This is a genomic window from Kitasatospora sp. NPDC127121, assembly GCF_042677305.1.
In the GTDB taxonomy this organism is placed as follows: domain Bacteria; phylum Actinomycetota; class Actinomycetes; order Streptomycetales; family Streptomycetaceae; genus Kitasatospora.
Window position 1 is genome coordinate 326,783 of the sequence record NZ_JBHXTQ010000001.1, and the last position, 22,604, is coordinate 349,386.

General features: G+C 70.9%; 21 protein-coding genes and 1 pseudogene. 8 read left to right on the plus strand and 14 right to left on the minus strand.

The features are described 5' to 3' along the window. Nucleotides 1-79: 79 nt before the first annotated feature. From ACFVHI_RS01270 to ACFVHI_RS01280, 3 genes are all read left to right on the plus strand, one after another. Nucleotides 80-331, plus strand: a complete 252-nt coding sequence (locus ACFVHI_RS01270) for a hypothetical protein (RefSeq protein ID WP_380334486.1) — start codon at nucleotides 80-82, stop codon at nucleotides 329-331. Then, nucleotides 325-897 carry an SMI1/KNR4 family protein gene (locus ACFVHI_RS01275; protein ID WP_380334489.1) on the plus strand — a complete coding sequence of 191 codons (573 nt, stop codon included), beginning with the start codon at nucleotides 325-327 and terminating at the stop codon, nucleotides 895-897. The genes ACFVHI_RS01270 and ACFVHI_RS01275 overlap by 7 nt, the downstream gene beginning before the upstream one ends. A gap of 192 nt (nucleotides 898-1,089) precedes the next feature. Continuing rightward, nucleotides 1,090-2,487 (plus strand): restriction endonuclease, encoded by a 1,398-nt coding sequence (locus ACFVHI_RS01280; protein WP_380334492.1) that lies wholly within the window; start codon nucleotides 1,090-1,092, stop codon nucleotides 2,485-2,487. A 200-nt stretch (nucleotides 2,488-2,687) separates the two neighbouring features. Here the strand turns inward: ACFVHI_RS01280 and ACFVHI_RS01285 are convergent, their stop codons facing one another. Continuing rightward, nucleotides 2,688-2,897, minus strand: a complete 210-nt coding sequence (locus tag ACFVHI_RS01285; protein WP_063352004.1) for a DUF6243 family protein — start codon at nucleotides 2,895-2,897, stop codon at nucleotides 2,688-2,690. A gap of 447 nt (nucleotides 2,898-3,344) precedes the next feature. On the opposite strand from ACFVHI_RS01285, the gene ACFVHI_RS01290 reads away from it, so the two are divergent. Together ACFVHI_RS01290 and ACFVHI_RS01295 are read left to right on the plus strand one after the other, a co-directional pair. Next, entirely contained in the window at nucleotides 3,345-3,863 is a 519-nt protein-coding gene (locus tag ACFVHI_RS01290; protein ID WP_063352005.1) for a tyrosine-type recombinase/integrase, read from the plus strand. Between the two features lie 88 nt (nucleotides 3,864-3,951). Then, nucleotides 3,952-4,278, plus strand: a pseudogene (locus tag ACFVHI_RS01295) (phospholipase domain-containing protein); the annotation flags it as partial. A 219-nt stretch (nucleotides 4,279-4,497) separates the two neighbouring features. On the opposite strand, the gene ACFVHI_RS01300 reads toward ACFVHI_RS01295, so the two are convergent. From ACFVHI_RS01300 to ACFVHI_RS01310, 3 genes are read right to left on the minus strand one after another with little or no spacing between them, the layout of a single operon-like run. Then, the gene (locus tag ACFVHI_RS01300) at nucleotides 4,498-5,241 is read right to left on the minus strand and encodes a pyridoxamine 5'-phosphate oxidase family protein (protein ID WP_380334495.1); all 744 of its coding nucleotides are present in this window, start codon (nucleotides 5,239-5,241) and stop codon (nucleotides 4,498-4,500) included. Next, nucleotides 5,238-6,650 (minus strand): hypothetical protein, encoded by a 1,413-nt coding sequence (locus tag ACFVHI_RS01305; protein ID WP_380334497.1) that lies wholly within the window; start codon nucleotides 6,648-6,650, stop codon nucleotides 5,238-5,240. Before ACFVHI_RS01305 ends, ACFVHI_RS01300 begins: the two co-directional genes overlap by 4 nt. Nucleotides 6,651-6,677: 27 nt before the next feature. Continuing rightward, nucleotides 6,678-7,883, minus strand: a complete 1,206-nt coding sequence (locus ACFVHI_RS01310) for a phosphatidylserine decarboxylase (RefSeq protein WP_380334499.1) — start codon at nucleotides 7,881-7,883, stop codon at nucleotides 6,678-6,680. Between the two features lie 469 nt (nucleotides 7,884-8,352). Here ACFVHI_RS01310 and ACFVHI_RS01315 point away from each other — a divergent pair, with 469 nt between their 5' ends. The 3 genes from ACFVHI_RS01315 (at nucleotide 8,353) to ACFVHI_RS01325 (ending at nucleotide 13,800) form a co-directional block, all read left to right on the plus strand. Beyond that, on the plus strand, nucleotides 8,353-8,847 hold the full coding sequence (locus ACFVHI_RS01315; protein ID WP_380334501.1) for a hypothetical protein: 495 nt from the start codon (nucleotides 8,353-8,355) through the stop codon (nucleotides 8,845-8,847). A gap of 262 nt (nucleotides 8,848-9,109) precedes the next feature. Next, a complete protein-coding gene (locus tag ACFVHI_RS01320; protein WP_063352011.1) occupies nucleotides 9,110-9,481 on the plus strand; it encodes a CU044_2847 family protein in 372 nt (123 codons plus the stop codon). Nucleotides 9,482-9,486: 5 nt separating this feature from the next. After that, nucleotides 9,487-13,800, plus strand: a complete 4,314-nt coding sequence (locus tag ACFVHI_RS01325; protein WP_380334503.1) for a trypsin-like peptidase domain-containing protein — start codon at nucleotides 9,487-9,489, stop codon at nucleotides 13,798-13,800. Between the two features lie 135 nt (nucleotides 13,801-13,935). On the opposite strand, the gene ACFVHI_RS01330 is transcribed toward ACFVHI_RS01325, so the two are convergent. The 10 genes from ACFVHI_RS01330 to ACFVHI_RS01375 form a co-directional block, all read right to left on the minus strand. Beyond that, complete coding sequence (locus tag ACFVHI_RS01330; RefSeq protein WP_380334505.1) at nucleotides 13,936-15,042, minus strand: hypothetical protein; 1,107 nt, start codon at nucleotides 15,040-15,042, stop codon at nucleotides 13,936-13,938. A gap of 201 nt (nucleotides 15,043-15,243) precedes the next feature. Beyond that, entirely contained in the window at nucleotides 15,244-15,618 is a 375-nt protein-coding gene (locus ACFVHI_RS01335) for a hypothetical protein (protein ID WP_380334507.1), read from the minus strand. Between the two features lie 221 nt (nucleotides 15,619-15,839). Continuing rightward, nucleotides 15,840-16,406, minus strand: coding sequence for a Uma2 family endonuclease (locus ACFVHI_RS01340; protein ID WP_380334509.1), 567 nt, complete (start codon nucleotides 16,404-16,406; stop codon nucleotides 15,840-15,842). A gap of 141 nt (nucleotides 16,407-16,547) precedes the next feature. After that, on the minus strand, nucleotides 16,548-17,366 hold the full coding sequence (locus ACFVHI_RS01345; RefSeq protein WP_380334512.1) for a maleylpyruvate isomerase family mycothiol-dependent enzyme: 819 nt from the start codon (nucleotides 17,364-17,366) through the stop codon (nucleotides 16,548-16,550). A gap of 139 nt (nucleotides 17,367-17,505) precedes the next feature. Next, nucleotides 17,506-17,859, minus strand: coding sequence for an antibiotic biosynthesis monooxygenase family protein (locus ACFVHI_RS01350; protein WP_380334514.1), 354 nt, complete (start codon nucleotides 17,857-17,859; stop codon nucleotides 17,506-17,508). A gap of 81 nt (nucleotides 17,860-17,940) precedes the next feature. After that, nucleotides 17,941-19,185, minus strand: a complete 1,245-nt coding sequence (locus ACFVHI_RS01355) for a beta-ketoacyl-[acyl-carrier-protein] synthase family protein (protein ID WP_380334517.1) — start codon at nucleotides 19,183-19,185, stop codon at nucleotides 17,941-17,943. Continuing rightward, the gene (locus tag ACFVHI_RS01360; protein ID WP_380334520.1) at nucleotides 19,182-19,493 is read right to left on the minus strand and encodes an acyl carrier protein; all 312 of its coding nucleotides are present in this window, start codon (nucleotides 19,491-19,493) and stop codon (nucleotides 19,182-19,184) included. Before ACFVHI_RS01360 ends, ACFVHI_RS01355 begins: the two co-directional genes overlap by 4 nt. Further along, entirely contained in the window at nucleotides 19,490-20,632 is a 1,143-nt protein-coding gene (locus ACFVHI_RS01365) for a beta-ketoacyl-ACP synthase 3 (protein WP_380334523.1), read from the minus strand. The genes ACFVHI_RS01360 and ACFVHI_RS01365 overlap by 4 nt, the downstream gene beginning before the upstream one ends. Next, nucleotides 20,629-21,468: an SDR family NAD(P)-dependent oxidoreductase gene (locus ACFVHI_RS01370; RefSeq protein ID WP_363367558.1), complete on the minus strand. Its 840-nt coding sequence runs from the start codon at nucleotides 21,466-21,468 to the stop codon at nucleotides 20,629-20,631. Before ACFVHI_RS01370 ends, ACFVHI_RS01365 begins: the two co-directional genes overlap by 4 nt. 28 nt (nucleotides 21,469-21,496) lie before the next feature. Further along, nucleotides 21,497-22,594, minus strand: coding sequence for a 3-oxoacyl-ACP synthase III family protein (locus tag ACFVHI_RS01375; protein WP_380334527.1), 1,098 nt, complete (start codon nucleotides 22,592-22,594; stop codon nucleotides 21,497-21,499). Nucleotides 22,595-22,604 lie beyond the last annotated feature (10 nt).

Consider the following 22,604-nt stretch of genomic DNA (forward strand, 5'->3'; position numbering starts at 1 on the left):
CGCCCCGGGCGTACAGCGTCTGCCGCTGTCGGACGGGACGCCGAGATGGTGTCAGCGGCCTGTCGTACAGTCGCCACCTGTGACAACGACCCTGATGACGTACGCGGGCACCACGGTGCCCGACGCGCCGCCCACCCGCACCGGCGGCGCGCCGCTGGCCCCGGCCGGGACCACCTGGCCGCAGTGCGCCACCTACGACGGACCGATGCTCGTCGTCCAGCTCAAGGAAGGACGGGACCACGCCACAGCGATGAACTTCGGCGGCCGCGGCGAGGCCTACGCCTTCGCGTGCGAGCCCTGCGCACACGCCGTGTTCCTGCGGCAATGCTGACAGCAGCAACCCTCCACCCCCGCTCGGAGAGCCGAACCGTGCTGGAGCAGCTACGCGCGATGCTCGGGGAACCCTCGTGCTGGGGCCGGGCCAGGCCCGCGATCTGGGACGCCAGCGAGCGGTACCTCGGTTTCCGGCTGCCGGCCGACTTCAAGGCGTTCCTCGACCTGTACGGCCCCGGCTCGGTGGACGGCTACCTGACGATCGACCGGCCGATGGACACCACACCGGCCGAACTGGAGCGCCACTGGGGACCCCCGCCCGAGCGTCCGGCCTGGTACGGCGAGATCGCCGAGGACTGCTGGGAGGTGGACGAGTCCGACGTCCAATCGGGCGTTCTGCTGCTGTGGGGAAGCGACGAGCACGGCAGCCGGTACTTCTTCCGCGCGGTCGAGGACGAGCCCGCCGAGTGGCGGATCATCATCAGCAGCGACGAGGTCGAGTGGTTCGAGACCGCCGGAACGTTCACCGAGTTCCTGGTGCGCTGCTTCCACCGGATCGACCGCCCCGACTTCATGGACTCCAGCTGGCCGAGGCCCGGCGCACGCTACGAAGCCCGCGGGTGAGCCCGCGCTCAACGGCCTGGGCTCCCGACTGACAGCGGCGCGTTGTGCACCAGGCCGCTTGACCCGGTTCTCCTGCCCCGGCCCGAGGCTACGGATTCCCAGCCGTCTCCACCGGGTAGTGCTGCTCGGGTAACGCAGAGGCTGTAGAGGGCCGCCGTGCCGGTGTGCGCGGCAATGGACCAGGGGTGGATTGTGGCACGCCGCAAGACGGTGGCGGAGATCCTCGCGGAGGCGTACCGCCTGAAGCAGCAGGCGAAAGCCGCGGAGGCCCGGCGAGGGACGCAGCAGCAGGCACCCGCCAAGCCCTCCGCGCCGGCTCCACCTCGCCCCCGGAAGCGGACGGTCGACCCTGCGGTCGAACACGCCCGGCTCCTGGCCGCCGGGGAGAAGCACCTCAAGCGCGAGGAAGCCACCCGTGCGAGGGAAGCCGCTCGGGTGGAGGCCGAGTTGGCCAAGCGCCAGGCCGCACGCCGTCGAGCGGAGGAGGCGAAGAAACGCGAGGAGGCCCAGGCCGAGAAGGAAGCCCAACGACAGGCCCGGCAAGCGGAGACGGCCCGCCTCAAAGCCCAGGCCGACGAGGGAACACTCCAATGCCGCTTGCGCCGCGAGGAGTTGGAAGCGGTCCTGCTTCAGCGTCCCGAGGGTCTCGACCTGTGGCATCCGCACGTGGAACAGGCCTTCGCCCACGACGGCCCGCAAGGCGTCGCCAGCGTCGTGGAAGACCTCTTGAGGCACGCTCCGGTCCCCGAGGGCTGCCGAACGGCGGCCCACGCGGTCTACGTCCCCGAGGCGCAGCAACTCCTGGTCGAGGTCGAGCTCCCGAGCCACGAGATCGTTCCCACGGTGGCCTCCTACCGCTACGTGGCGCAGCGGGCCGAGGTCGTCCCCCAGCCGCTCAAGCAGGCCGAGGTCCACGAGGCCTACGCCCGGCTCGTGGCCCGCCTGGCCCTCCGCGCGCTTGACGAGGCGCTCTCCGCCACGCCGGCCGCGTTCGTGGACAGCGTCATCCTCAACGGCCGCGTCAACGCGACGGATCCGGCAACCGGCCAGGCCGTCCGGGCGTGCGTCGTCAGCGTCGTCGCCCAGCGCGAGGACTTTGCCGAACTGGTCCTGGACGAGCCGAGACTGGACCCGCAGCAATGCCTCCACCGGCTCGGCGCCACCGTCTCCAAGCATCCCCACGACCTGGAACCGGTCACACCCATCATCGAGGCGGACCTGTCGCGCTACCGCATCATCACCGACACCGCCGTGGTCGCCACGCTGGACAGTCGGCCGGACCTGCTCCAGATGAACCCCTACGACTTCGAGCGGCTGGTGCGCGAACTCTTCGAAGCCATGGGCTACGAGACCTGGCGCACCCAGGGATCCCGCAACGACGGCGTGGACGCGGTCGCCATCCTGAACGACCCCACGGGCTCCAGCGTCTTCGCCATCCAGGCCATCGGCCTGTCCGCCGGAGTCGTTCTGGCCAGCGGGTTTCGCGGTTGTCCCACCGAGGTGTCCACCAGTGTTGTCCTGCGGCCGCGTCCACTTCCTCTGCCGCCGCCGGCTGCGGTGTTGCCCGGGCTGGGCACGGGGACGTGCTGAGCTGCTGGTGCAGCTCGGGGTGGTGGCACTGACGGGGCTGCCGATCCTGCGGCTGCCCCGGGTGGTCAGCTGAGCTGAGACGCGGGTGGTCGGCCGAGAGCTGAGCGGGACCGGCCGCGCCCGGTACGGCAGCAAGGCTCGGACCGCGCGTCGCGGTCCGAGCCCTGCCCCGTGCGGTGCCGCGCTGCGGCGGCGGTGCGTCAGCCCTGTACGGTGTCGCCGCCCGCCTGCCCGGCGCCCTCAGCCGTTCCTGCCTTCTCGCGCATCTTGCGCACCAGCTCCGCCTTCTGGTCGGCTGCACCCTGGCGGTCGAGGTTGCGGTGCGGACCGTTGTTCTGCCGTTCGGCGCGGGACTGCCTCTTGCGCTGGCCGCCGCCCATGCCCACGGGGTTGTTGATGTTCTTGCTCACGGTCGTGGGTTCTCCCGGTGGTGAAGTGAAGTGAAGTGAAGTGATCTACGGATTCATCGGTGGGGGACGGGCGGCGACGTCGAAGGACGTCAGCAGGGGCCCATCACGCGCTCACTCGTAAATCGGGGTCTGGAAGAACATGGCAAAGACGTTACCTGGTTCCGTCGGCCCTGCACACCAACCTTTTCGCCGCCCCCGCGTCGGCCGGGCCTTCGGCGAGCGCCCGGGGCCGGCCGGTTCCTTCGGAATCCCCACACCGCCAGCACACCCGCCAGCACCCGCCGGTCGTCGCCGCCCGCCGTGTCACAGATGGGCGTTGCTGGGCCACGGGGGCGTTGCCAGTGGTCGCGAGCACACTGATGGCATGAGAGGTCATCTCACTTGCGTCCCGCCGTTGCGGGACAACCCTTGGCTCGGGCAGCGGCGATTCACCTGCCGATTTCCCTCATGGGCCGCAAGCTGTTCGTCCGCTGGACCCTGTCCGCCGTGGACAATGGAGACCTCCACTTCAACCAGCCCAAGACCGAGGCCAGCCGCGCCTGGATCAGCCTCTCCCCCAGAGTCATGACCGCCCTCCACCGCCAGGCCGCGATCCAGATGGCCGCCCATCCAGCGGGCCGGCTGGAGGGCCTGGTCTTCGCCAACTCGGATGGATCGCCCCTGCGGCCCCAGTGGGTCCTCGACCAGCTCCGCAAACGCACCGCCGAACTCGGCTTGCCCCGGATCGGCCTGCACGACCTGCGCCACACCGCGGCCAGCATCATGATCGCCGAGGGCATCCCCATCGCCGTCATCTCCAAGACCCTGCGCCACGCCACCCTGGCGACCACGATCAACCTCTACGGCCACCTCCTCAAGGACTCCGCCGACCAGGCCGTGCTCGCGTTGGCCCAAGCTCTCGACCGGGCCGCCGTCGGGCGGAGTCCGGCCCCCGGGCCTGGCGAAGTCTTCCAGCGGGCGGCGTAGCCACGCGTCGAACGACTTCGGCACTACGGCTTGGAACCGAGCGCGGGGCGTCTCTGGCCGGAGCGCCGGTCAGAGACGCCCAAGCCTCGTGTCAGCGGCAGGGAGCTCGTCTTCCTCAAGGTCCGGGCCCAACGGCTTCCGCCGTGAGTTCTCCGGACCGCGCCACGGGCCGGGTGCCGCCCTCGTCGTCACCACGGCCATCGCCGAGTCCACGCACACCCTCGGCATCATCCTGACCAACCACGCAGACACCCCCGTGACCGCCGACATCGACGACCGACTCGACCCCACCCGCGGGGAAACCCACACCGTGGACGCGGGCAGGACACTCACTCTCCAGCACGACACCGACGCCGCCCACGGCTGGTACGACCTCACCCTCACCGTCGACGGCGTGCCCTCCTACAGTCGCCGCCTCGCCGGGCATCTGGAGGACGGCAAGGAGAGCATCGCCATGGGCCCGCCGCGAAACCTCTGGTCCCGGTGCACCGAGCTGGACCGACCTTCGGGGATCGGTCCCCTCCCGGACAGCCGGAGAGGGGACCGATCGGCCGTGCCGACGGGGTCAGTGCACCGTGTCCGCCTGGTCGGGGATCACCGCCCCCCGGTCGTCCCGGACCGGGGCCGCCGACCTCTAGGTGGTCCTGCCGATGAGCCGCTGGACGGAGCCCGGCGGGGCGGCCTCCTTGTCCTTGACATGGGAGTCGGGGATCGCCGGCCCGTAGACCTGGCGCATTGGGAGCACACCGCCCCAGGCATTGCCGTGGTCCCAGTCCCAGTCCTCCTGGGTCTCGTGCTCCGGCTCGGCGGCGTGGTGCCGCTTGAGGCGCACCACCGTCGTGTTCTCCGTCAGGCTGATGGAGAGGACCCCGACGGTGGGGGTGTGCTGCTTGTCCGAGTCCAGTTCGCTGACCTTGCCGCCCTTGCCGTCCTTGATCGGACGCAGCTCGGGCCACCGGCCCGGGATGACCTGATCGCTGAGTGCCTCGAACGCCTTCGCCCGGTCCGCCGGATCGACCGTCCGTGCGATGCCGTCCACCACCACGGAGCGGTAGTTGAGGGAGGTACTGATCGCCGCCCGTCCGACGAGCAGGCCGTCGAGCACGGTGACGGCCAGGCAGACGTGGACCCCGGCGTCGTTCCACAGCTGCCGAAGTGAGGGCGACAGCCCGGTCTGCGGCGGCCAGTAGACGGAGCCGTGCAGGTAGAGGAGCCGCTCGTCCCCCTCCTCGTGGTAGGCGTAGACCATGGGCACGCACCTCGGCCCGCCCGTTTCGGGGTCGACGTGGGCGAGGGTGCAGACGTAGCCCTGCTTGAGGACGGCTGTGGCCGCCGCCAGGTCGGCCGTCTCCTTCGTCCGCTTGAGGTGACCGCTCATCCGCTCTTCTTCTCGGCGTCCTCCTGGGCCTTGGCCAGGATGGCCTGGGCTGCGCTCTCGGGGTCCTGGCCGTGGAAGGGGCGGTCGAACAGCCAGTTGTAGAGCATCTCCCGGCAGATCCGCGGCTGGTAGGCCGGCACTTCGTGCCCGGAGTCGGGCACCGCGACCTGGGTGACGTTGTTCAGGGTGCGGACGAAGCCCTTCGGGTGGCCCTGCGCCTGCTTCCAGATCAGCCGCGGGGCCTTCTGCCAGCCGTCCTTCATGATCTCGTCGAGGATCTCCTCGGTGCTCTGGTACCCGCAGGCGGTGTCGAAGTCCCCGGTGTAGAGCAGGACCTTGTACTTCTCCTTCGCGTGGATGAGTTCGGTGTACAGCGGCGAGGCGTCCGCCATGTTGTCGGCCTTCAGTGCGACGGCCACCGGACCGGAGTTGTCCTCGGACTTCCACTCGTGGTCGACGTGCAGGGCCTCCTTGACGGCGGCGCTGTTGAGGTAGGAGCCCAGTGCACCCGCGGACAGGTCCTCCCAGCGCCGTACGTCGTAGACGTCGAAGTCGCCTCCGTAGGCCAGGACCGCATCGACCAGGCCGTTTCCGAGATCGGTGGCCTCCTTCATCCTGCCGCTGCTGATGGCCTCTTGGAAGTGCTTGTACGAGGATTCCAGGATGTCTTTCTGGCCCTTGCCGAGGAATCCGGACGCGTAGGCGTAGTCGATCATGACGCGGATCGAGAGTTCCGGGGTGATCCAGCCGTTGCCTACGGAGATCCCCTTCAGATTGACGTGCGTTCCGGTCTTCGCGAGGTTCTTCTGCTGGATCTTCTGGGCGATGTACGGCACGTACTTGCCCGCGTAGCTCTCACCGCAGACGTAGAGGGGGCACTGCTGGTACTCCGGGTACGTTTCGAGGAACTGAACCAGCGCCTGGTGGAACATCTCACTGAGTTCGCCCTCGTCCTGGACGTACGTTCCCGACTTCTTGCAGTAGCTGTATCCCGCGCCGACCGGCTGGTCCCAGTAGATGACGTGGGCTTCCTGGTTCCAGGAGTCGGGACTGATCGAAATGGTCCCGACAGCGTCGTCAGCGATGCGCAGCGTCCCGTTCTCCAGGAACAGCCCCAGGAGCGACGAGGCGCCGGGACCGCCGTTGAGCCAGATCAGCAGAGGGGCCTTCTCGATCAGGTCCTTCTGCTTGTCGGCGTCGACGTGGGGGTCGCAGGTCTGGCTCTCGAAGAACCAGTAGAACAAGCGGCTACTTTCGGTGCCGGGGCCGTCGACGTCCGCGTACCCGGCGTAGGAACGGACCGTCTTCGGGACTCCTTCGTCGTCCTTCTTCTCGGGGTCGGGATAGAAGTGGATCGTCTGGGTGTCGAAGGCGTTCGCCGGGATCGAGTAAACGGGCTGACGAAGCATGGTTCACTTTCCGTTTCGGGGGGGAGGTCAGGACGTCGGCGTGACGCGCCCGGGCAGCGGGCGGACGTAGCGCTCGAAGTGGCGCTCGGTGTGCGCGACCTCTTGGAGGACCCCGATCCGCTGGCCCATGAGGAGCTGGAGCGCGGGGAACCGCTTCTCCTCGAACAGCAGGATGTTCAGTGAACCGCCGTACTGGAAGTAGCCGATCTCGTCGCCCTTCTTCACGTCGACCGGGTCCGACTCCGCCGTGATGTTGCGGAACGGATCGAGGAACCTCACGGAGCCGATCGAGTTGAGGCCGACGGGCACCAGGGCGACATAGCCTTCGCCGTCCGGTTCCCCGAGGTGGTCCACGTAGGGCGTCTTGATGATGGCGTATCCGCGGCGGAAGTCCTCGAACAGGCTGTAGTCGTACCCGTAGCCGACGTTCCCCTTGTTGAGCAGGTCGGGGAAGTCCCGAATCCCGTAGTAGACGCCGCCAACGTCGTCGCGGGCTTCGACCACCTCGCCGCCGACCGGGGCGTGGTAGCGGTGGTAGGTGTCAGGCATGAGGATGCACGACACGGCCGTGCCGCCGATGAACTTCTCGGCGTACTCGGAGCCGTCGAGCAGCCTGCTGACACTCATGGTCACGGCCGCCTTGATCGGGAGCGGCGTGTCGGGCGCCAGATTGTCGACGATCATGTTGATGACGCAGTCGGTCGGGGCGGTCACGACGCTGGGGTCGTCGGGGTGGTCGATCGGCCGCTTGCCGGGCTTCAGTTCCCTGATGAAGAACTTGTTGAGGGTCGACCAGTCCCCCTTCTTGAAGTCCTCCATCCGCTTCTCGCCGAGTTCGTCGATCCACTGCTGAACCAGTTTCTCGGAATCCTCGGAGTCCATCTGCCGGCCCTGCAGCTGCGTGAAGTCTGCCAGCACATCGCGCCCTGATTCGCTGGTCACGAATGCGAGTCCCGCGGCGTTCTCGTAGCTGATCCAGCTGAATTTGCGGATGTATTTCAGTCCGTCGAAGATGGGCTGCTTCCAACCCCAGTCGTACCATTCGACGAAGAATTCTGCCAGGGTCTTTCCGGTCGCCCCTCGCCAGTCCTTGTAGACGTCCGAGTCCGGGTACACCGTGGGCGGTGTCAAACCCCTGATCGCCGCATCGAACTTGCGCCTGAAATCGCTTTTCTCGTCGTCGTAGAGCGCCTCGACCTTCTTCTTGAACTCCTTGATGTTCTGCGACTCCATGTCCTGCGTCCTTCCGTTCGACGGGACCCCCTGGGCGCTGCCCTCTCACCAGTACGTCCCGCTCCCTGAAGAACCGCACCTGCGGCTACTCCGTTCGTCTAAAAACCACCTCCGCCCGGCGGTACACCCCGCATCGCTCCCGGCTGCGGAGGGTCCTGAAGTGGCAGACCCGCAGGGGCACTTCGGCGCGAGAGGCCGATACCGGCGGTGGACGCGCCGGGCGGTCTCGGGCACCTGCGACCGCCCCGGTGGCGACCACCCGGCGTGATCCGAAAGGCGTGCCCCAGGTGCACACGAAGTCGGCCGGGCCGACTTCCTGTGCACCTTCCTCAGCATCCCCGATCAAAGATCGCCCGCAGCCACAAGCACCGGCTCGCGGCGGCGTTGCTCACCCACACCCTGGCCAGCGGTCGGCTGGCGAAGGGCCGCCCGGTACCGGTACGCCCGGTACACCGCCAAGAAGCTCCGGGTGTGCGTGCCCGACCCGGAGCACTCCGCGTACTTCGACGGCTGGTACTGGCAGAACCCCACGGTGACCGACCAGGGCTCGCACATCGAGGGCATCGGCCGGCCCAGGGTCGAAGCCTCGTTCGTACCCACCACGGTCAACCGCATGATCCGCGTCGCCGACGCGGCGTCGGTCGCCACCATGCGCTACCTCTCCGACCGGACGGAGTGGGGCATCCACGCCGGGCCCTCGACCGGAACCGGTGTGTTCAGCGCGATCCGGATCCTGCTCGGCATGAACGACGGCCGCCAACTCGGAAGCGTCGCCACCGTGATGTGCGACCCGGGCGACCGCTACACGAACGAGTACTACAACGACGCCTGGCTGGCGGATCAGAAGATCGCCTACAAGCCCTGGTACGCCACCATCAAGGACTTCTTCGAGAACGGCGTCTGGGCCCCGCCCACGTCCGTTCCCCCCACGCCTCGCCCCACGACGGCCATGTGGAACATGTAGCACCTACGCGCCAACAAGCGGGCCCGGAACGGCGATGGAGCCGTTCCGGGCCCGTTCACGGATTCCCGTCGGGATCGGGACCGGCTCAGCCGCCGTCGCCCTTCACCAGCGGGACCACCGCGCGGACCGCCGGCGGCGGGAGGCCCGAGCTGACCGGCAGTCATGATTCCGGGACGCGGAGGCCGGCAGGCCTTTACGGTGAGCAGGCGGCACCTCACAAGTGGTGCTCTGTTCGGGGGCTTTGACCAGATCCGGGGGGATCATGGCGTACTTCGTGGAACTGCCCATCGGCTCGGTGAGCGAGGGTGAGGACGTGGTCCGGGTGGAGATCGAGCAGGTCGGGGAAGGGCTGGTGCAGGTCGCCCGGCCCGGACAGGTGGTGGCTCGGGCGACCCGCTCGCTCGGGGACATGCTGGCCGGGGTGCGTCCGGTCGCGCAGGACTTCATCGAGGGGTTCCGGGGCCTGGCGCACGCCCCGGACGAGATCAGCATCGAGTTCGGCCTGTCCTTGTCGGCCGAGGCCGACGTGGTGATCTCCAGTACCGCCGCAGAGGCCAACTTCAAGGTCTCGCTCACCTGGAACCGGCAGGCCACCGAGGCATCGGCGCCTCCGGCGGCTTCGGACCCGGCCTAGTGTCCATGTCCCGCGCCGACGCCGTCGACGGGGCCGGGCCCGATGCACTGGCCTCCGCCGTCGTCCGCATCCATGACCGTCGAGGCGTCCCGGTCGGCCTCGGCTTCCTGGCGACCGCCGATCGGATACTGACGTGTGCGCACGTGGTGTCCGCCGCGCTCGGCCTCCCTCCAGGAGCCGAGCCGGACACCGACGCCCGCGTCGACGTCGACCTCCCGCTGCTCACCGACCCGCTGCTCACCGACCCGCTCGCCGCAACCGACGGCACAGGCGGTACAGGCGGCACAGGCGGTACGCGCGTTCCCACGACTGTCGAACGGTGGGCGCCCGCCCACCCGCACGGCGCCGGGGACGTGGCCGTGCTGCACCTGTCCGCTCCACTTCCGGGCGCCCGGCCGATCCGCATCGTGGAGTCCTCCGACGTCTGGGGACACACCGTGCGGGCGTACGGCCTGCCGAGCGGCCGCCCGGGCGGTGTCTGGCACTCCGGTGTCCTGAGGGCCCGGCAGGCCAACGGGTGGATCCAGGCCGACCTGGCCGCCAACGGCTACCGGGTCTCCCCCGGGTTCAGCGGCGGCCCGGTGTGGGACGAGCAGCTCGACGGTGTCGTCGGCATGATGGCGGTCGCGGAGACCGGCGACCCTCCGTCCGGTTACCTGATCCCCGCCGAGGGCCTCGCCTCCGTATGGCCGGAGCTTCGCGAACTGGCGCTGCCGCCGTCACCGTTTCGCAGTCTGCGCCCGCTTCAGGAATCCGACGCCCCGGTCTTCCACGGCCGTCGGGCGGAGACGGCGGAGGTCACCGCCCTGGTCGCCCGGGAACGGTGGACCACCCTCGTCGGCCCCTCCGGTTCGGGCAAGTCCTCCCTCGCGATGGCCGGCGTCATACCCCGCCTGCACGCCCAGGGCATGACCACCGTGGTGATCCGGCCCAACGCCGGCACCACCCCGCTGTCCGCGCTCGCCGCCGCGCTGTCTCCGCTGCTGGAACCGGATCTGACCGAACTCGGACGCCTCGAACGCCTTCCGGCGCTGGTTGGCCTGCTGCGCGCCCAGGGGCTCGGAGATCTCGCGGCTCTCCTGCTGGCCCGCCTCGGCACCGATCAACTGATCGTCGTGGTCGACCAGTTCGAGGAGATGCTCACCGGAGCCGACCCGGCGGCTGTCGATGAGTTGGCGGCCGTGCTGTTCGGCCCGTCGCTCCCTGGGACCGTGCACGTGCTCACCACGCTCCGGGCCGACTACCTGGAGGCCGCGCTGGCCCATCCGAGTCTTGGCCGGGCCTGCAGCCGGCAGGTTTACGCTCTGGGGCCGATGACCGGTGACCAGCTCCGGGAGGTCGTCACCGCACCGGTGGCGGCGATTCCGTCGGTTCGCTACGAGGCCCACCTGGTGGACCGCATCCTGACCGATGCGGGCGGTGAGGCGGGTGCCCTGCCGCTCCTCGGCTTCACCCTCGACCTGCTGTGGAAGCGTCAGGCGGCCGGGGTTCTCAGCCACCGTGCGTACGAGGAGATCGGTCACGTCAGCGGAGCCCTCGGGGAGTACGCCGAGCAGGCCTGGGACAGACATGTCTCCGCCGGGGAGGAGCCGGCCGCCCGCCGGCTCTTCACCCGCCTCGTCCGCGTCCCCCTCGGCGCACCCGGTGCCACCCGCCGGACCGTTCCCCGCCAGGAGCTCGCCGAGGACGAATGGCACATCGCCCAACGTCTGGCCGGCACCCGGCTCCTGGTCATCGATCACAGTGCCGAGGGCGTCGAGACCGTTGAGCTGGCCCACGAGGCCCTGATCACCGCGTGGTCCCGGCTGCGCGACTGGGTCGGCGAGGACCGCGCATTCCTGGAGTGGCGGGAATCCGTCCGGCACGACCGCCGGCGCTGGGACCACGCCGGCCAACCCGCCGACCTGCTCCCCACCGGGCCCACCCTCGACACCGCCCGCACCTGGCAGCGCGAGCGCGGTGCCGAGCTGTCCGAAGCCGAACGCAGCTACCTCGAACTCGCGAGGAGGCACCACCGGGCCCGCGGCCGCCGGCGCCGCACCTTCCGGACCGCCCTCGTCGCGGTGATCACCGTCTCCCTCGCCCTGGGCGTCCTGTTCGCCACGGCCCGCCACGATGCCGCGGAGCGCCAGGCCGACTCCGACTCCCGCGCCCTCGTCCAGGCCTCCCAGGACGACATGGCCTACGACCCGGTACGGGCCGTGATGATGGCCCTCGCCGCGTACCGGACGAAGCCCACGCCGGAGGCCCGGAACCAGCTGATGCGGCAGTACCTCCTCCGGGCCGGCGCGGACTCCCTGTTCTCGGGCCTGTCCGGAACCGGCGGGACGTTCAGCACCAGCCGAGACGGTGACGTCGTCCTCTCCCGCGACGCCATGGCCCACGTCGTCCTGTTCGTCCGCGGCCGGGACGGCACCGTCCACAGCCGGCCGGTCCCGGCCCAGTACGCCTTCTACCTGATGGTCTCCCCGGACGGACGCCGAGCCGGATTCGTGGCCGACGACGGGACGGGAGGCTGGTTCGACGTCGACAAGGAGAGCACCGCGCCCATCGGCCAGGTGCACCAACTGCCCCGGGTGGACGGGGTGCTGCAGATCTCCTCGGCTCCTGCCGACGCGACCGCGATGTCACCCGACGGGCGCTACATCGCGGTTCCGACCCGTGACAGCCTGGTCTGGTGGGATCTGGACGCGGGGACGATCGCCGGCCGCGTTCCCGCACCTCAGAACATGGGAAGCGGGCTGTGGTTCGGCTCCGACGGGCATTCCCTGCTCGTGAAAACCAGCAACGGCAGTACCGGACTGGCCTCCGTGGACATGGCCGGCGGCGCCGCGCGGAACGTGGTGATGCCTGCTGATCACCAAGGGATCCTGCCCTCCGGGGACCGGACCACCGTCGCCGTCGTCCAGACCCACGAATCCGGACAGGGCAGTGGCACGAAGAGCACCGTACGACTGATCCGGGTGTCCGACGGATCCGTGGTGGGGAAACCGTACGAAACCACGGAGACGATCGCCCCGGCGACCGAACTGATCGCGGCGAACGCCGACGGCCACCGGATCGTGATCAACGAAGCCGCCAAACTGACGCTCCTGGACCTCGACCGGGGAAAAGCCGTCGCGTTGGTGGACGAACCGGGCCGCCTGTACGAGCACGCATCCGTTCTCCTCTCCACCGGCGGGAAGGAGTATCTCGCCGGTCAGGGACGGAGCTCCATCTCCTACACCGAGATCCCCGCGGGCGAGGAGGACGCGGCCGCGGCCGACACCGTCCACCTCAGTCGGGACGGCAGAAAGATCACCACCCGCCTGACCGGCGGCACCGACCTCGAACTCCGCGAGCCCGGGCTCGACCTCGGAAGGCTCCTGACCAGAACAGCCCTGCCACAGCCCGCCTGGAAGGGCAAAGGCGACCGCCTCCTGTCCAACCAGGACGACACGCTCATCGCGCTCCGGGACGGCCCGAACACCGTCTCCGTCCGTGATGCCTCCACCCTACGAGCGGTCGCCCGCATCACCGCGGCACCACCACCCCAGGGCGACTCGGCAGCCGAGGACTTCAGCTACTTCTTCGACGGGGCCGACCGCCTGGTGACGGTCTCCGGCACCCGGATCCAGCAGTGGGAGGCCAGAACCGGCCTCCGGTCGGCGCAGTTCGACGCGGCCGCGTTCCATCCCCGGGCCGACAAGCCCGGCACGCCGCAGATGTACGTCGGCCCGTACTGGCAGGAGGGAAAGGTGACCGTGGTCGTGCACGACGACCCCGTGATCCGTGTCGTCGACATCGGCACCGGCCACACCGTCACGTCGCTGAACCCGGGCATCACCGACCTGATCGCGGCCCGGTTCGACGAGAGCGGCCGCTACCTGGCCGTTCTCCGCCGCAACAGCGTCATCGAACTGTGGCGGCTCGACCCCCTGCAGAGGGAGATCGGCCCTCTCCCCACCACCAGCACACCGGGCCAGAACTCGGCCATCACCCGATTCGTCGACGCCCAGGGCCGTTTCATGATCGCGGCCAACAACTCCATCCGGATCTACCAGGTCGGCGGCCAACCTTCCGTGGACTCCTACGACTTCCGCAACGTGACCGACAACAGTCTGCAGGAGCCGCTCACGTTCCTGGACGCCACCAACGACGGAAAGACCTTCCTCATCCGCACCGAGAACGACTACGTCCACCGGATCGTCCTCGACCCCGACGCTTGGCAGCGGAGCCTGTGCCGCATCATCGGCTACCGCTCCTTCACCGCCGACGAACGACGCACCCTGCCGGTCCGGGTACCCGACCGCCCCCTCTGCCTTCCCCCCAAGCCCTGAAGCTGCGGACGGCCCCGGAATCGACGCCGACTGCGCGGTGAACGCGCAGATCCGGGCTTCCACCCGCAACGGCTGGACGTGATCTCGCGCTTGTCGCCCTCCCGACCACCCGCGCCCTCCCGACCGCCCGCGCCCTCACTCCGGCTGCGGGCGGTGGTTGTGGAACAGGACGGTCCCCTCCACCAGCCCCTTCTCCACCACCGCCGGCGTGGCGCGCAGCCACTGGAGTGCCTCCGCACTGGTCGGGGTGTCGGCGACCAGCTTGTAGAAGGACAGGTAGCCCGCCACGCGTTCCAGGAGCACGCTGTTGGGGATCGGGATCGCCGCCCCGAAGGCGTCGAGGGGATCCCGGCCGGCGGCCCGGTAGCTGTCCATCGTGTGGAACTCGCCGGCGAGTCGGCTGCGCTCGGGCGTGAGCCGGTCCGGGGGGATCGTCTTCAGGATCGCGGAGAGTTTCCCCTGGCTCTTGCTGTAGCTGTCACCCATGGCGAGTTTGAGCGCCGCGGCCGCCTCTTCGCCGAACGCGCGCAACTCGGTGGAGATCTTCCGCTGCGCCATCGTCTGCGGCTTCTCCTGGGACTTGAAACGACCGGTGACCGAGTCGAGCGCGTGCTGCATCTCATGGGTCACGGTCGCGGCGAATTCCCGCAGTTCGAGCGGTGAGGCCTGGTCCTTGGGCGGGGTGATCCGCAGCGCGCCGCCCTCTCCTTCGTTGCTGAGCGCGAACAACGCGCGCGCACCCCTGATGTCCGTCTGCTCGTCGATCTCGATGGTGATCGCGGACTCCTCCAAGGCCTTGAACAACTCCCGGTAGGGGACGCTGAATCCGTCACCTTCCTGCTCGCCGGACGCCTGTTGGAGCAGTTCCGCGAAACGGTCCGGCGAGAGGTGCTGCCGTGACCAATCGGCCTTGGCGTAGGTGATGGCGCGCTGGACGACCGGCTCACCGGGACGGGCGGCCGGCGCGTCCCCCGTCCTCCTCTGGACGGGGGACCGCTGTACCGGTGCGCCCGCCCCGACGACGGCCTGCGGGTGACCGCACCCCGCACCGTGCTGGTGCCTGGACCGCTCGATCACCCGCGAGACCGCGGCGTTGCCGATGCCGCGCTGCAAGGCGAGGACCGTCTGCGCAGACCCGCCCCCGAGGCTCAGCCCCAGCCAGTCGGCCGCCGGAACGGCCTTGCGCGGCAGGTCGCGGCGCCGCTGCGGCTCCGACGGCTTGCCGGGGTCTTTCGCGTGCATGGGGAACCCCTCCGGAGGCGCGACAGGTGTTCCCTCCGGCATATCCGGCCGGACTGTCGCCGCGCAGCACAACGGACGATCGGGCACCGATCTGTGCTCCAAAGGGCACGCAACGGCCGGGGTACGCACCCGTGCTGTGCCCGGTGCGTCCCCGGCCCCGCCGGCGTGGTCAAGGAGGAGAACACGCCGGTGTCGAACGGATCAGCTGTTGCCGCCGCTGCTACCGCCGCCGTTGTTGCCGGTACCACCACCGTTGTTACCGCCGCCGTTGTTGCCGCCCCCGTTGTTGTTGCCGCCCCCGTTGTTGTTGCCGCCCCCGTTGTTGCCACCGCCGCCGGTGGTGGGAGGCGGCGAGAGCAGGTTGAGCAGGTCGCCCAGAAGGTTGGGCTTGTAGATGTACGTGTTGCCGCAGTTGTTCGAGAAGCCCGCGTCCTGGCCGACCACGCATGCGATGCCGACGTCTCCGCCACGCCTGTCCGTGCCGCCATGGCCGCCGGAGCCGGCGACGGCCCAGCTCGCGTCCGCAAGAACGAGAGCACTGGCAGCAGCTGCAACGACAGCGAATTTCTTGATCATCTCTCCACCTCTTGGTTGGTGACTTCGCTTCATGCTGCGGAATCCACGCATGCCACCACCGCACGGCAGGGCGGTTAAATCGTAAAACTCGATAATATTTCACCCAATTCACCCAGGGTTGACGGGCCGTCACCGCAGGGCAATCGGCTCACCGAACCCCCAGTCAGGCCACGGAGCCGACCCGCCGCCCGGCCGACTCCCCGGCTTCTCGGCTCCCCGACTCAGAGACCCGCCGTGTCGAGTTCGAGGCTCAGCGGAGGCGGTAGCTGCAGGGGGGTACCGAAGGGGTGCGGTCCTTCCACCCGGGTGTAGCCGAGCCGGCCCGGCTGGGAGAGCAGCGTGCAGGTGCGTTCCTGCCGGTCGACCAGGAGGTACACGGGCGCACCGAACTGCGAGTAGCGCCGGCGCTTGGCGGTCCTGTCGGTTTCACCGTTCGACGGTGATGTCACTTCGACGACGAGCACGGTCTGGTCCGGGAGGAGCGCTCCCTCCGTCTTCGCCAGCTCGGCGGGCACGACGGCCAGGTCCGGCACGTAGAAGTTCTCCGTGCCGGGCAGGTCGAGGTTCCCGGAGCCGGCACGGAGGTCGAGCTCGCGCATGCGAGGGCCGATCTGCTCACGGATCAGGTCGACAGCGCTCTCGTGGGCCCAGGACGGTGACACCGGGGTGATGACTCCCTCGACGATCTCGACACGGTCACCCGCAATATGCCGAATTGCATACTTCAGGGCCTGCTCCGGATTCGGCACCTGGCTGTAGTCACCTGGGCCGGCGTGCGCTGTACTCACGTGCTGCTCTCCTGTCCGGGATCTCAACCCGCAGAACGGACCAGTGACAGTCTGACGTGTCCGCCCCTGGGCGCCACCACATGACGTCACGATGCGTCGGTGTGACACGGGCGGCGGCCGACGCCCGGTCGGCAGGCGGGTTCAGGGGGCCGCGAACAGCCGGGGGAAGCCCGGGGCCAGCCACGGCCGGCGTCCCCACGCGAGCACCTTGCCCCGGGCGAGGGCGCCGGTGGCGGTGTAGCGGCCCAGCGCGATGAGGAAGAACGCCACCGGGCCGGTGAGGATCGTGCAGTCCGGGCGGCGCGGCGGCTCCTGGCTCACCACGGCGGCACCGTCCGTGAAGGTCACCGCGAACCCGCCCAGGCCGCGCACCCGCAGCCGGTAGCAGGCGCTGTGGCCGGCCGCGGCGCGCGCGTCCAGCACCCGTGGCATCGCCATCTGTAGGAAGGGCATCGTCAGCCCGACGCGGTGCCGGTCGAGCGGGTGCGGCCGCCCGAGCGCGATGGCGATGTCGTAGAGGTGGCCCAGCATGTGGGTCAGCAGGTAGGCGCCGAGGGTGTCCAGGTCCATCGGGCCAAGCGGGGTCAGCACCGGCTCGGTGCCGCCGCGCGCGCCGGCCGCTGCCGTGAACTCCCTTGCCTGCCGGGCGATCTCCCCGGCGAGCACGGTCAGGTCCCGCTCCGGCCGCCTGGCCAGCGAGGCCTCGTTCGCGGCGGCCAGCGAACCCGGAGTGCCGTCCCCGTACGGCCGTTCCTCGCCGGCGGCCAGTGCGGCCATCAGCTCGTTGGCCATCGCCAGGTGGGCGGCGGCCTCGCCGACCGTCCACTCGGCGCCGGGTATCGGGGTGTCGCCGCGGCCGCCGGCGAGCAGGGCGACGGCCTCGTCGCCGACGGCGGTGACGGCTTCGAAAAGCGCGGTGCGCGCGGCACCGGAGACGTGCTCGGGGAGCGGGAGGGTCATGCTGGTGAAGACTGGCCGACCCCCGCACCGCTGTCCAGACCCGCGACACGGTTCGGTCCGGCCCCTGACCATCGCGGCCCGCCTGGACGACGAGAGCCGGTCAGCCCGCTATCGGGCCCCGCGGACCCTGGAAACCGCCCTACGCTCGGCTGAAGCCGTGGCTGCGCTCCACCTTCGCCACGTGCAGCGTGTAGTTCTGGTACCACTCGGCTTGCCCGCGCTTCTGCGCCGCGCGGTGCTCGACGTTGCTCCGCCACTCCGTGAGGGCGTCGGCGTCGCGGAAGTACCCGACGGTGATGCCCAGGCCGCCAGGGGTCTGGGCGTGGTCCATCCCCAGGTACCCGGGGACGTCCTTCACCAGGTCTTCCATGCGTGCGCTGGTCTCGCTGTAACCGCTCTGGTCCTGGGTTCGCACTGTCGTGAAGACGGCCAGGTAGTAGGGGGGTTCATAGGCCTCGACGGGCACGACAGGTGCTTCGGGGTGATCGCTCATGGCGCCACCGTAAGGCGGGACGCGCCGAATGATCCAGTTCTTTCCTGAACGGCTGATGCGCCTTGCGTCCTCGTCCCGCTGTCAGCTCCCGGAGGTGGCGGCGGGGGCGAAGGCGAGGGCGGTGTTGTGGCCGCCGAATCCGGCCGAGGTGCTCAGTGCGAGGTGGAGGCGCTGGCGGCGGGGGCCGTCGTGGACCAGGTCGATCGCGCCGGTGTCCCGGTCCGGGAGGGCGAACCCCGCGGTGGCGGGGACGAGTTGGTGCTGCACGGTGAGCACCGTCAGGGCGGCTTCGATGGCACCGGCGGCGCCCATCGTGTGGCCGAGCGCGCCCTTGACGGAGGTGACGGACGGGGGGCGCCGGGCGAAGAGCCGGTCGATCAGGCGGGCTTCCGCGGAGTCGTTGAGCGGGGTGCTCGTACCGTGGGCGTTGACGTGGTCGACGTCGTCGGGGCCGGCGCCGGCCTCGGCGAGGGCCAGCCGGGCGGCCGCTTCGAGTCCACGGGCTTCCGGGTGCGGTGCGACGGGGTGGTAGGCGTCGGCGGCGGTTCCGGTGCCGACCAGCAGGGCCCTGGGCGTGGCCTGCCGCGACGTCGCGTCCGGCCGGCGTTCCAGGACGAGGAAGCCCGCTCCCTCGCCGATGACGAAGCCGTCGCGGTCCGCGTCGAACGGGCGGGAGGCGCGGGCGGGGTCGGTGTTGCGGGAGAGCGCCTTCATCCGGGCGAATCCGGCGACGCAGACCGGAGTGATCATGGCGTCGGTGCCGCCGGCCAGGGCGATGTCGCAGGCTCCGGTGTGGAGCAGCAGGGCCGCGGTGTGGATGGCGGCGGCCCCGGAGGCGCAGGCCGTGGCGGTGTGCAGCACCGGGCCCGTCGTGCCGAGCTCGATGGCGAGTTGAGCTGCTGCCATGTTCGGTAGGAAGGCGGGGAGCGCCAGTGCGGACACGGCGGAGGGGCCCAGGGTGCGGAGTCGTTCCGCCGCGTGTTCGTAGCTGCCGACTCCTCCGGCGGCGGAGCCGAGGACCAGGGCGACCCGGGCGCCGTCCCAGCGCGCGGGTTCGAGGCCCGCGTCGGCGACGGCCTCCCGCGCGGCGGCGATGGCGAAGCGGGTGGCGCGGTCCAGCCTCCAGGGCTGGCGGCCGCCGACCAGCGCGGCGGAGTCGCCGGGGACCCGGCAGGAGAGGACGACGGGGAGCCCGGCGAGCGCCGGATCGGGTGCGGCGGTGCTGCGGGCGTCGAGGACGCCTCGCCAGGTCGGCTCCGCCCCGTGACCGGCCGGGGTGACCAGGCCGATCCCGGTGACGGCGAGCGGTGGGCGGGCCGCACTCATGCGGCTGGGCCGGGCGGCTGCTCGGGGTCGACGGACGGGTCGGGCCGGACGGAGGCGACGGGCCGGACGGGCTGCGCGAGCAGGGCGTGGATGCGGTCGACGAGCTGGCCCACCGTCACGTCGGCGGCGGAGTCGAGGTCGTCGTCCAGGGCGACGCCCCAGTGTTCCTGGAGGGTGACGACGAGTTCGATCCGGGCGAGGGAGTCGAGGTCGAGCTCGTCGAGGGCGGCGTCGTCGCCGATCGTGTCGGAGGGGGTGTCGAACTTCTCGGTGAGCAGGGTGACCAGGTGCTCGCGGACGGGGTTCACGGTGGGCTGACCTCCTCGTGGTCGTGGTCGGGGTCGGGGGCGGGGTCGTGGTCGCGGTCATGGTCGTGGCGCCGGGGCCGGGGTTCCGGGACGGCCGTCCGTACGGGTGCGTCCGGCCACAGCAGGGTGGCGGAGGCCCAGGTGAGACCGCCGCCGAAGGCGGTGAGCAGGGTCGGGGCGCCCGGGCGGCAGGCCCCTCGGGCGGCGGCGTCGGCGAGGGCGAGCGGTACGGAGGCGCCCGCCGTGTTGCCGACGTCGCGGATGTTGCCGAAGCGGTGCCGCGGCGGGATGCCGAGGCGGTCGGCGACGGCGTCCAGGATCCGCTGGTTGGCCTGGTGCCCGATGAAGGCCTGGACCTCGCGGGCCTGCCAGCCGGTCGCGGCCAGGGCGGCCCCGGCGGAGGCGGCCATGCGGCGTACGGCGTGGGCGTAGACCTGGCGCCCGCGCATCCGGAAGTAGCGGTCGCCGCGCCCGGGGGCTTCGGTGGCGGGGAGTCGAGAGCCGCCTGCGGCCACGGTGATCAGGTCGCTCTCGCCGCCGTCGCTGCCCCAGTCGGTCTCCAGCAGGGCCCCGGGTTCGGTGGTGTCCCCGGGGCGGAGTACCACCGCGGCGGCGGCGTCGCCGAAGAGCGGTGCGGTGTCGCGGTCGAAGGGGTCGACGATGGCCGAGTACTTCTCGGCCGCGACCACCAGGGGGGTGCGGCAGGCGCCGCTGCGGAGCAGGGCGGAGGCCGTGGCCAGGCCGTAGAGGAAGCCCGAGCAGACGGCTGCGAGGTCGAACGCGGGGACCGGTCCGAGGCCGAGGCGGTGGGCGACCTCCGGTGCGGTGGCCGGGCAGGGGCGGTCCGGCGTGGTGGTGGCCAGCAGGAGCAGGTCCGGGCGCAGGCCCGGGGAGCCGGTGGAGTCGATCGCGGCGCGCGCGGCGGCCGTGGCCAGGTCCCCGGTGCTGACGCCGGGTCCGGCCAGCCGCCGGCGGTGGATGCCCGTCCGGCCGGTGATCCACTCGTCGGTGGTGTCCAGGCCGCCCCGGGCGATGACCTGGGTGTTGGTCACCTCCCGGGGCGGGAGGCTGGAGCCGAGACCGGCGATCACCGCCGTGGCACGGCGGCCGGGGAAGGGGGCGGAGGGTGGCGAGGTCATGCCGCAGCGAACGGGGAGGGCGGCTTGGGGGTGCCCGCAAGACCGCCGTCGGGGACCGAGAGGCCGCCGTCCAGGGCGATCGCCTGCCCGGTGAGGAAGGCGGAGGCGGGCGAGGCCAGGAACAGCGCCGCCGCGGCGACCTCCTCCAGTTCGGCCCAGCGCCCCATGGGCACGTGGGCCAGCAGCCAGTCGGTGAGCGCGGCATTGGTGTGGACGGCGGCCGTCATGTCGGTGCGCACCCAGCCGGGGCACAGCGCGTTGACCCGGATCCCGCTGCGGGCCCAGCCGGCCGCGAGGCTGCGGGCGAGGGAGACCTGGGCGGCCTTGGTCGCGGCGTAGACCTCCATCATGGGCGTGCCGACCAGACCCGCGACCGAGGACATCAGCACCAGGCTGGCACCGTCCGACTGCGCCAGGTACGGGTGGGCGTGCCGGCAGATCGCGGCGGTGGCGTTGAGGTTCACCGCGACCACCTCGTCCCAGACGTGCTGCGGGAGGTGCTGCAGCGGTGCGAGGAGGGTGCTGCCGTCGGGGTTGGTGGGCAGGATGCCGGCGTTGTGGACGACGATGTCGAGACCGCCCAGGGCCTGGGCGGCCTGGTCGACGATGGCGGCCTGCCCGGTGTCGGCGAGGTCGCCGGGGACCAGGACGGGGGTGCCCCCGTAGCGGGCCACCTGGTCGGCGGTGTGCTTCAGCGCGGGCCCGGTGCGGGCGGAGAGGGCGAGCCGGGCCCCGGCCTGGGCGAGCGCGACGGCGACGGCCTGGCCGATGCCGCGCGAGGAGCCGGTCACCAGTGCGCGGCGGCCGTCGAGGCGGAAGCGGTTGAGGATGGTCATGAGGGGTTCCTCCGGTTCCGGCGGGGCGTCAGTCGGTGGTGTTCCGGGCGGTGCCGTCCTGGACGGCGGTGTCCCGGGCGGGGGAGTTCAGGACGGGGGTGTCCTGGGCGCTGCTGGACCGAACAGGCGCGCGCAGGGAGCGGGCGCCCGTCCAGGTGAGCAGGGCGCTGCCCCAGGTCAGGCCGGCGCCGAAGACGCAGACGAGCACGCGGGCCCGGTCGGCCAGCAGGCCGCGGGCGGCGGCGTCGGCCAGCGCGAAGGGGGCGGAGGCCGCGCCGATGTTGCCCGTCAGGTCCCCGGTGATGTGCAGGCGTTCGGCCGGGATGCCGATCCGGTCCGCGACGGCGCGCAGGAGCACCGGGTTGGGCTGGTGGGTGATGAAGGCGTCGATGTCCTTGAGGTCGAGGCCGTGGTCGGTGAGGGCCTGGTCGACGAGGCGGGGGAAGATCTCGGTGATGAAGTCGCGCACGACCCGGCCGTCCATGTGGATGTGGTGCAGCCCGGCGGCCAGGCTCTCGGGGCCGGCGGGTATCCGGCTGCCGCCGGCGGGGATCAGCACGTGGTGCGCGCCGCGGCCGTCCGAGCCGAGGCGGAAGCTGTGGAAGCCGGCGTCGTCGTCGACGGGGCCCAGGACGGCTGCGGCGGCGCCGTCGGCGAAGAGGACGGCGGTGGCTCGGTGGGCGGGGTCGACGAACTTCGAGTAGGCCTCGACGCCGACGACCGCCGCGTACCGGGCGCCGGGGGTCGTGGCCAGCCAGGCGTGCGCGACCTTGGCCGCGAACAGCCAGCCGGAGCACGCCGCGCTGACGTCGAGTGCGACGGCGTTGGCGGCGCCGGCGAGGGCCTGGACGCGGCAGGCGGTGGCCGGCCCGAGTTCGTCGGGCGTGGAGGTCGCCGCGACGACGAGGTCGAGCCGGTCCGGCGGGATGCCGGCGGCCTCGCAGGCGGCCAGTACGGCGGCCGCTGCCAGGTCCGAGGCGGCCTCGTCGGGTGCGGCCCGATGCCGTTCGAGCACGCCGGTGCGCTCGGTGATCCAGGTGGCCGAGACACCGGCGGGAGGGCCGACCTCGTGGTTGCCGCGGACCTCGGCAGGCAGGTACGTGCCCATGCCCAGGACGCCGGTCATGGGGGGCTTC

Excerpts from the sequence above, each read along its gene's own strand:
- ACFVHI_RS01275 (WP_380334489.1), top strand. The coding sequence starts at position 325 with ATGCTGACAGCAGCAACCCTCCACCCCCGCTCGGAGAGCCGAACCGTG.
- ACFVHI_RS01290 (WP_063352005.1), top strand. The coding sequence starts at position 3,345 with ATGGGCCGCAAGCTGTTCGTCCGCTGGACCCTGTCCGCCGTGGACAAT.
- ACFVHI_RS01300 (WP_380334495.1), bottom strand. The coding sequence starts at position 5,241 with ATGAGCGGTCACCTCAAGCGGACGAAGGAGACGGCCGACCTGGCGGCG.
- ACFVHI_RS01305 (WP_380334497.1), bottom strand. The coding sequence starts at position 6,650 with ATGCTTCGTCAGCCCGTTTACTCGATCCCGGCGAACGCCTTCGACACC.
- ACFVHI_RS01310 (WP_380334499.1), bottom strand. The coding sequence starts at position 7,883 with ATGGAGTCGCAGAACATCAAGGAGTTCAAGAAGAAGGTCGAGGCGCTC.
- ACFVHI_RS01320 (WP_063352011.1), top strand. The coding sequence starts at position 9,110 with ATGGCGTACTTCGTGGAACTGCCCATCGGCTCGGTGAGCGAGGGTGAG.
- ACFVHI_RS01325 (WP_380334503.1), top strand. The coding sequence starts at position 9,487 with ATGTCCCGCGCCGACGCCGTCGACGGGGCCGGGCCCGATGCACTGGCC.
- ACFVHI_RS01330 (WP_380334505.1), bottom strand. The coding sequence starts at position 15,042 with ATGCACGCGAAAGACCCCGGCAAGCCGTCGGAGCCGCAGCGGCGCCGC.
- ACFVHI_RS01335 (WP_380334507.1), bottom strand. The coding sequence starts at position 15,618 with ATGATCAAGAAATTCGCTGTCGTTGCAGCTGCTGCCAGTGCTCTCGTT.
- ACFVHI_RS01345 (WP_380334512.1), bottom strand. The coding sequence starts at position 17,366 with ATGACCCTCCCGCTCCCCGAGCACGTCTCCGGTGCCGCGCGCACCGCG.
- ACFVHI_RS01350 (WP_380334514.1), bottom strand. The coding sequence starts at position 17,859 with ATGAGCGATCACCCCGAAGCACCTGTCGTGCCCGTCGAGGCCTATGAA.
- ACFVHI_RS01355 (WP_380334517.1), bottom strand. The coding sequence starts at position 19,185 with ATGAGTGCGGCCCGCCCACCGCTCGCCGTCACCGGGATCGGCCTGGTC.
- ACFVHI_RS01365 (WP_380334523.1), bottom strand. The coding sequence starts at position 20,632 with ATGACCTCGCCACCCTCCGCCCCCTTCCCCGGCCGCCGTGCCACGGCG.
- ACFVHI_RS01370 (WP_363367558.1), bottom strand. The coding sequence starts at position 21,468 with ATGACCATCCTCAACCGCTTCCGCCTCGACGGCCGCCGCGCACTGGTG.
- ACFVHI_RS01375 (WP_380334527.1), bottom strand. The coding sequence starts at position 22,594 with ATGACCGGCGTCCTGGGCATGGGCACGTACCTGCCTGCCGAGGTCCGC.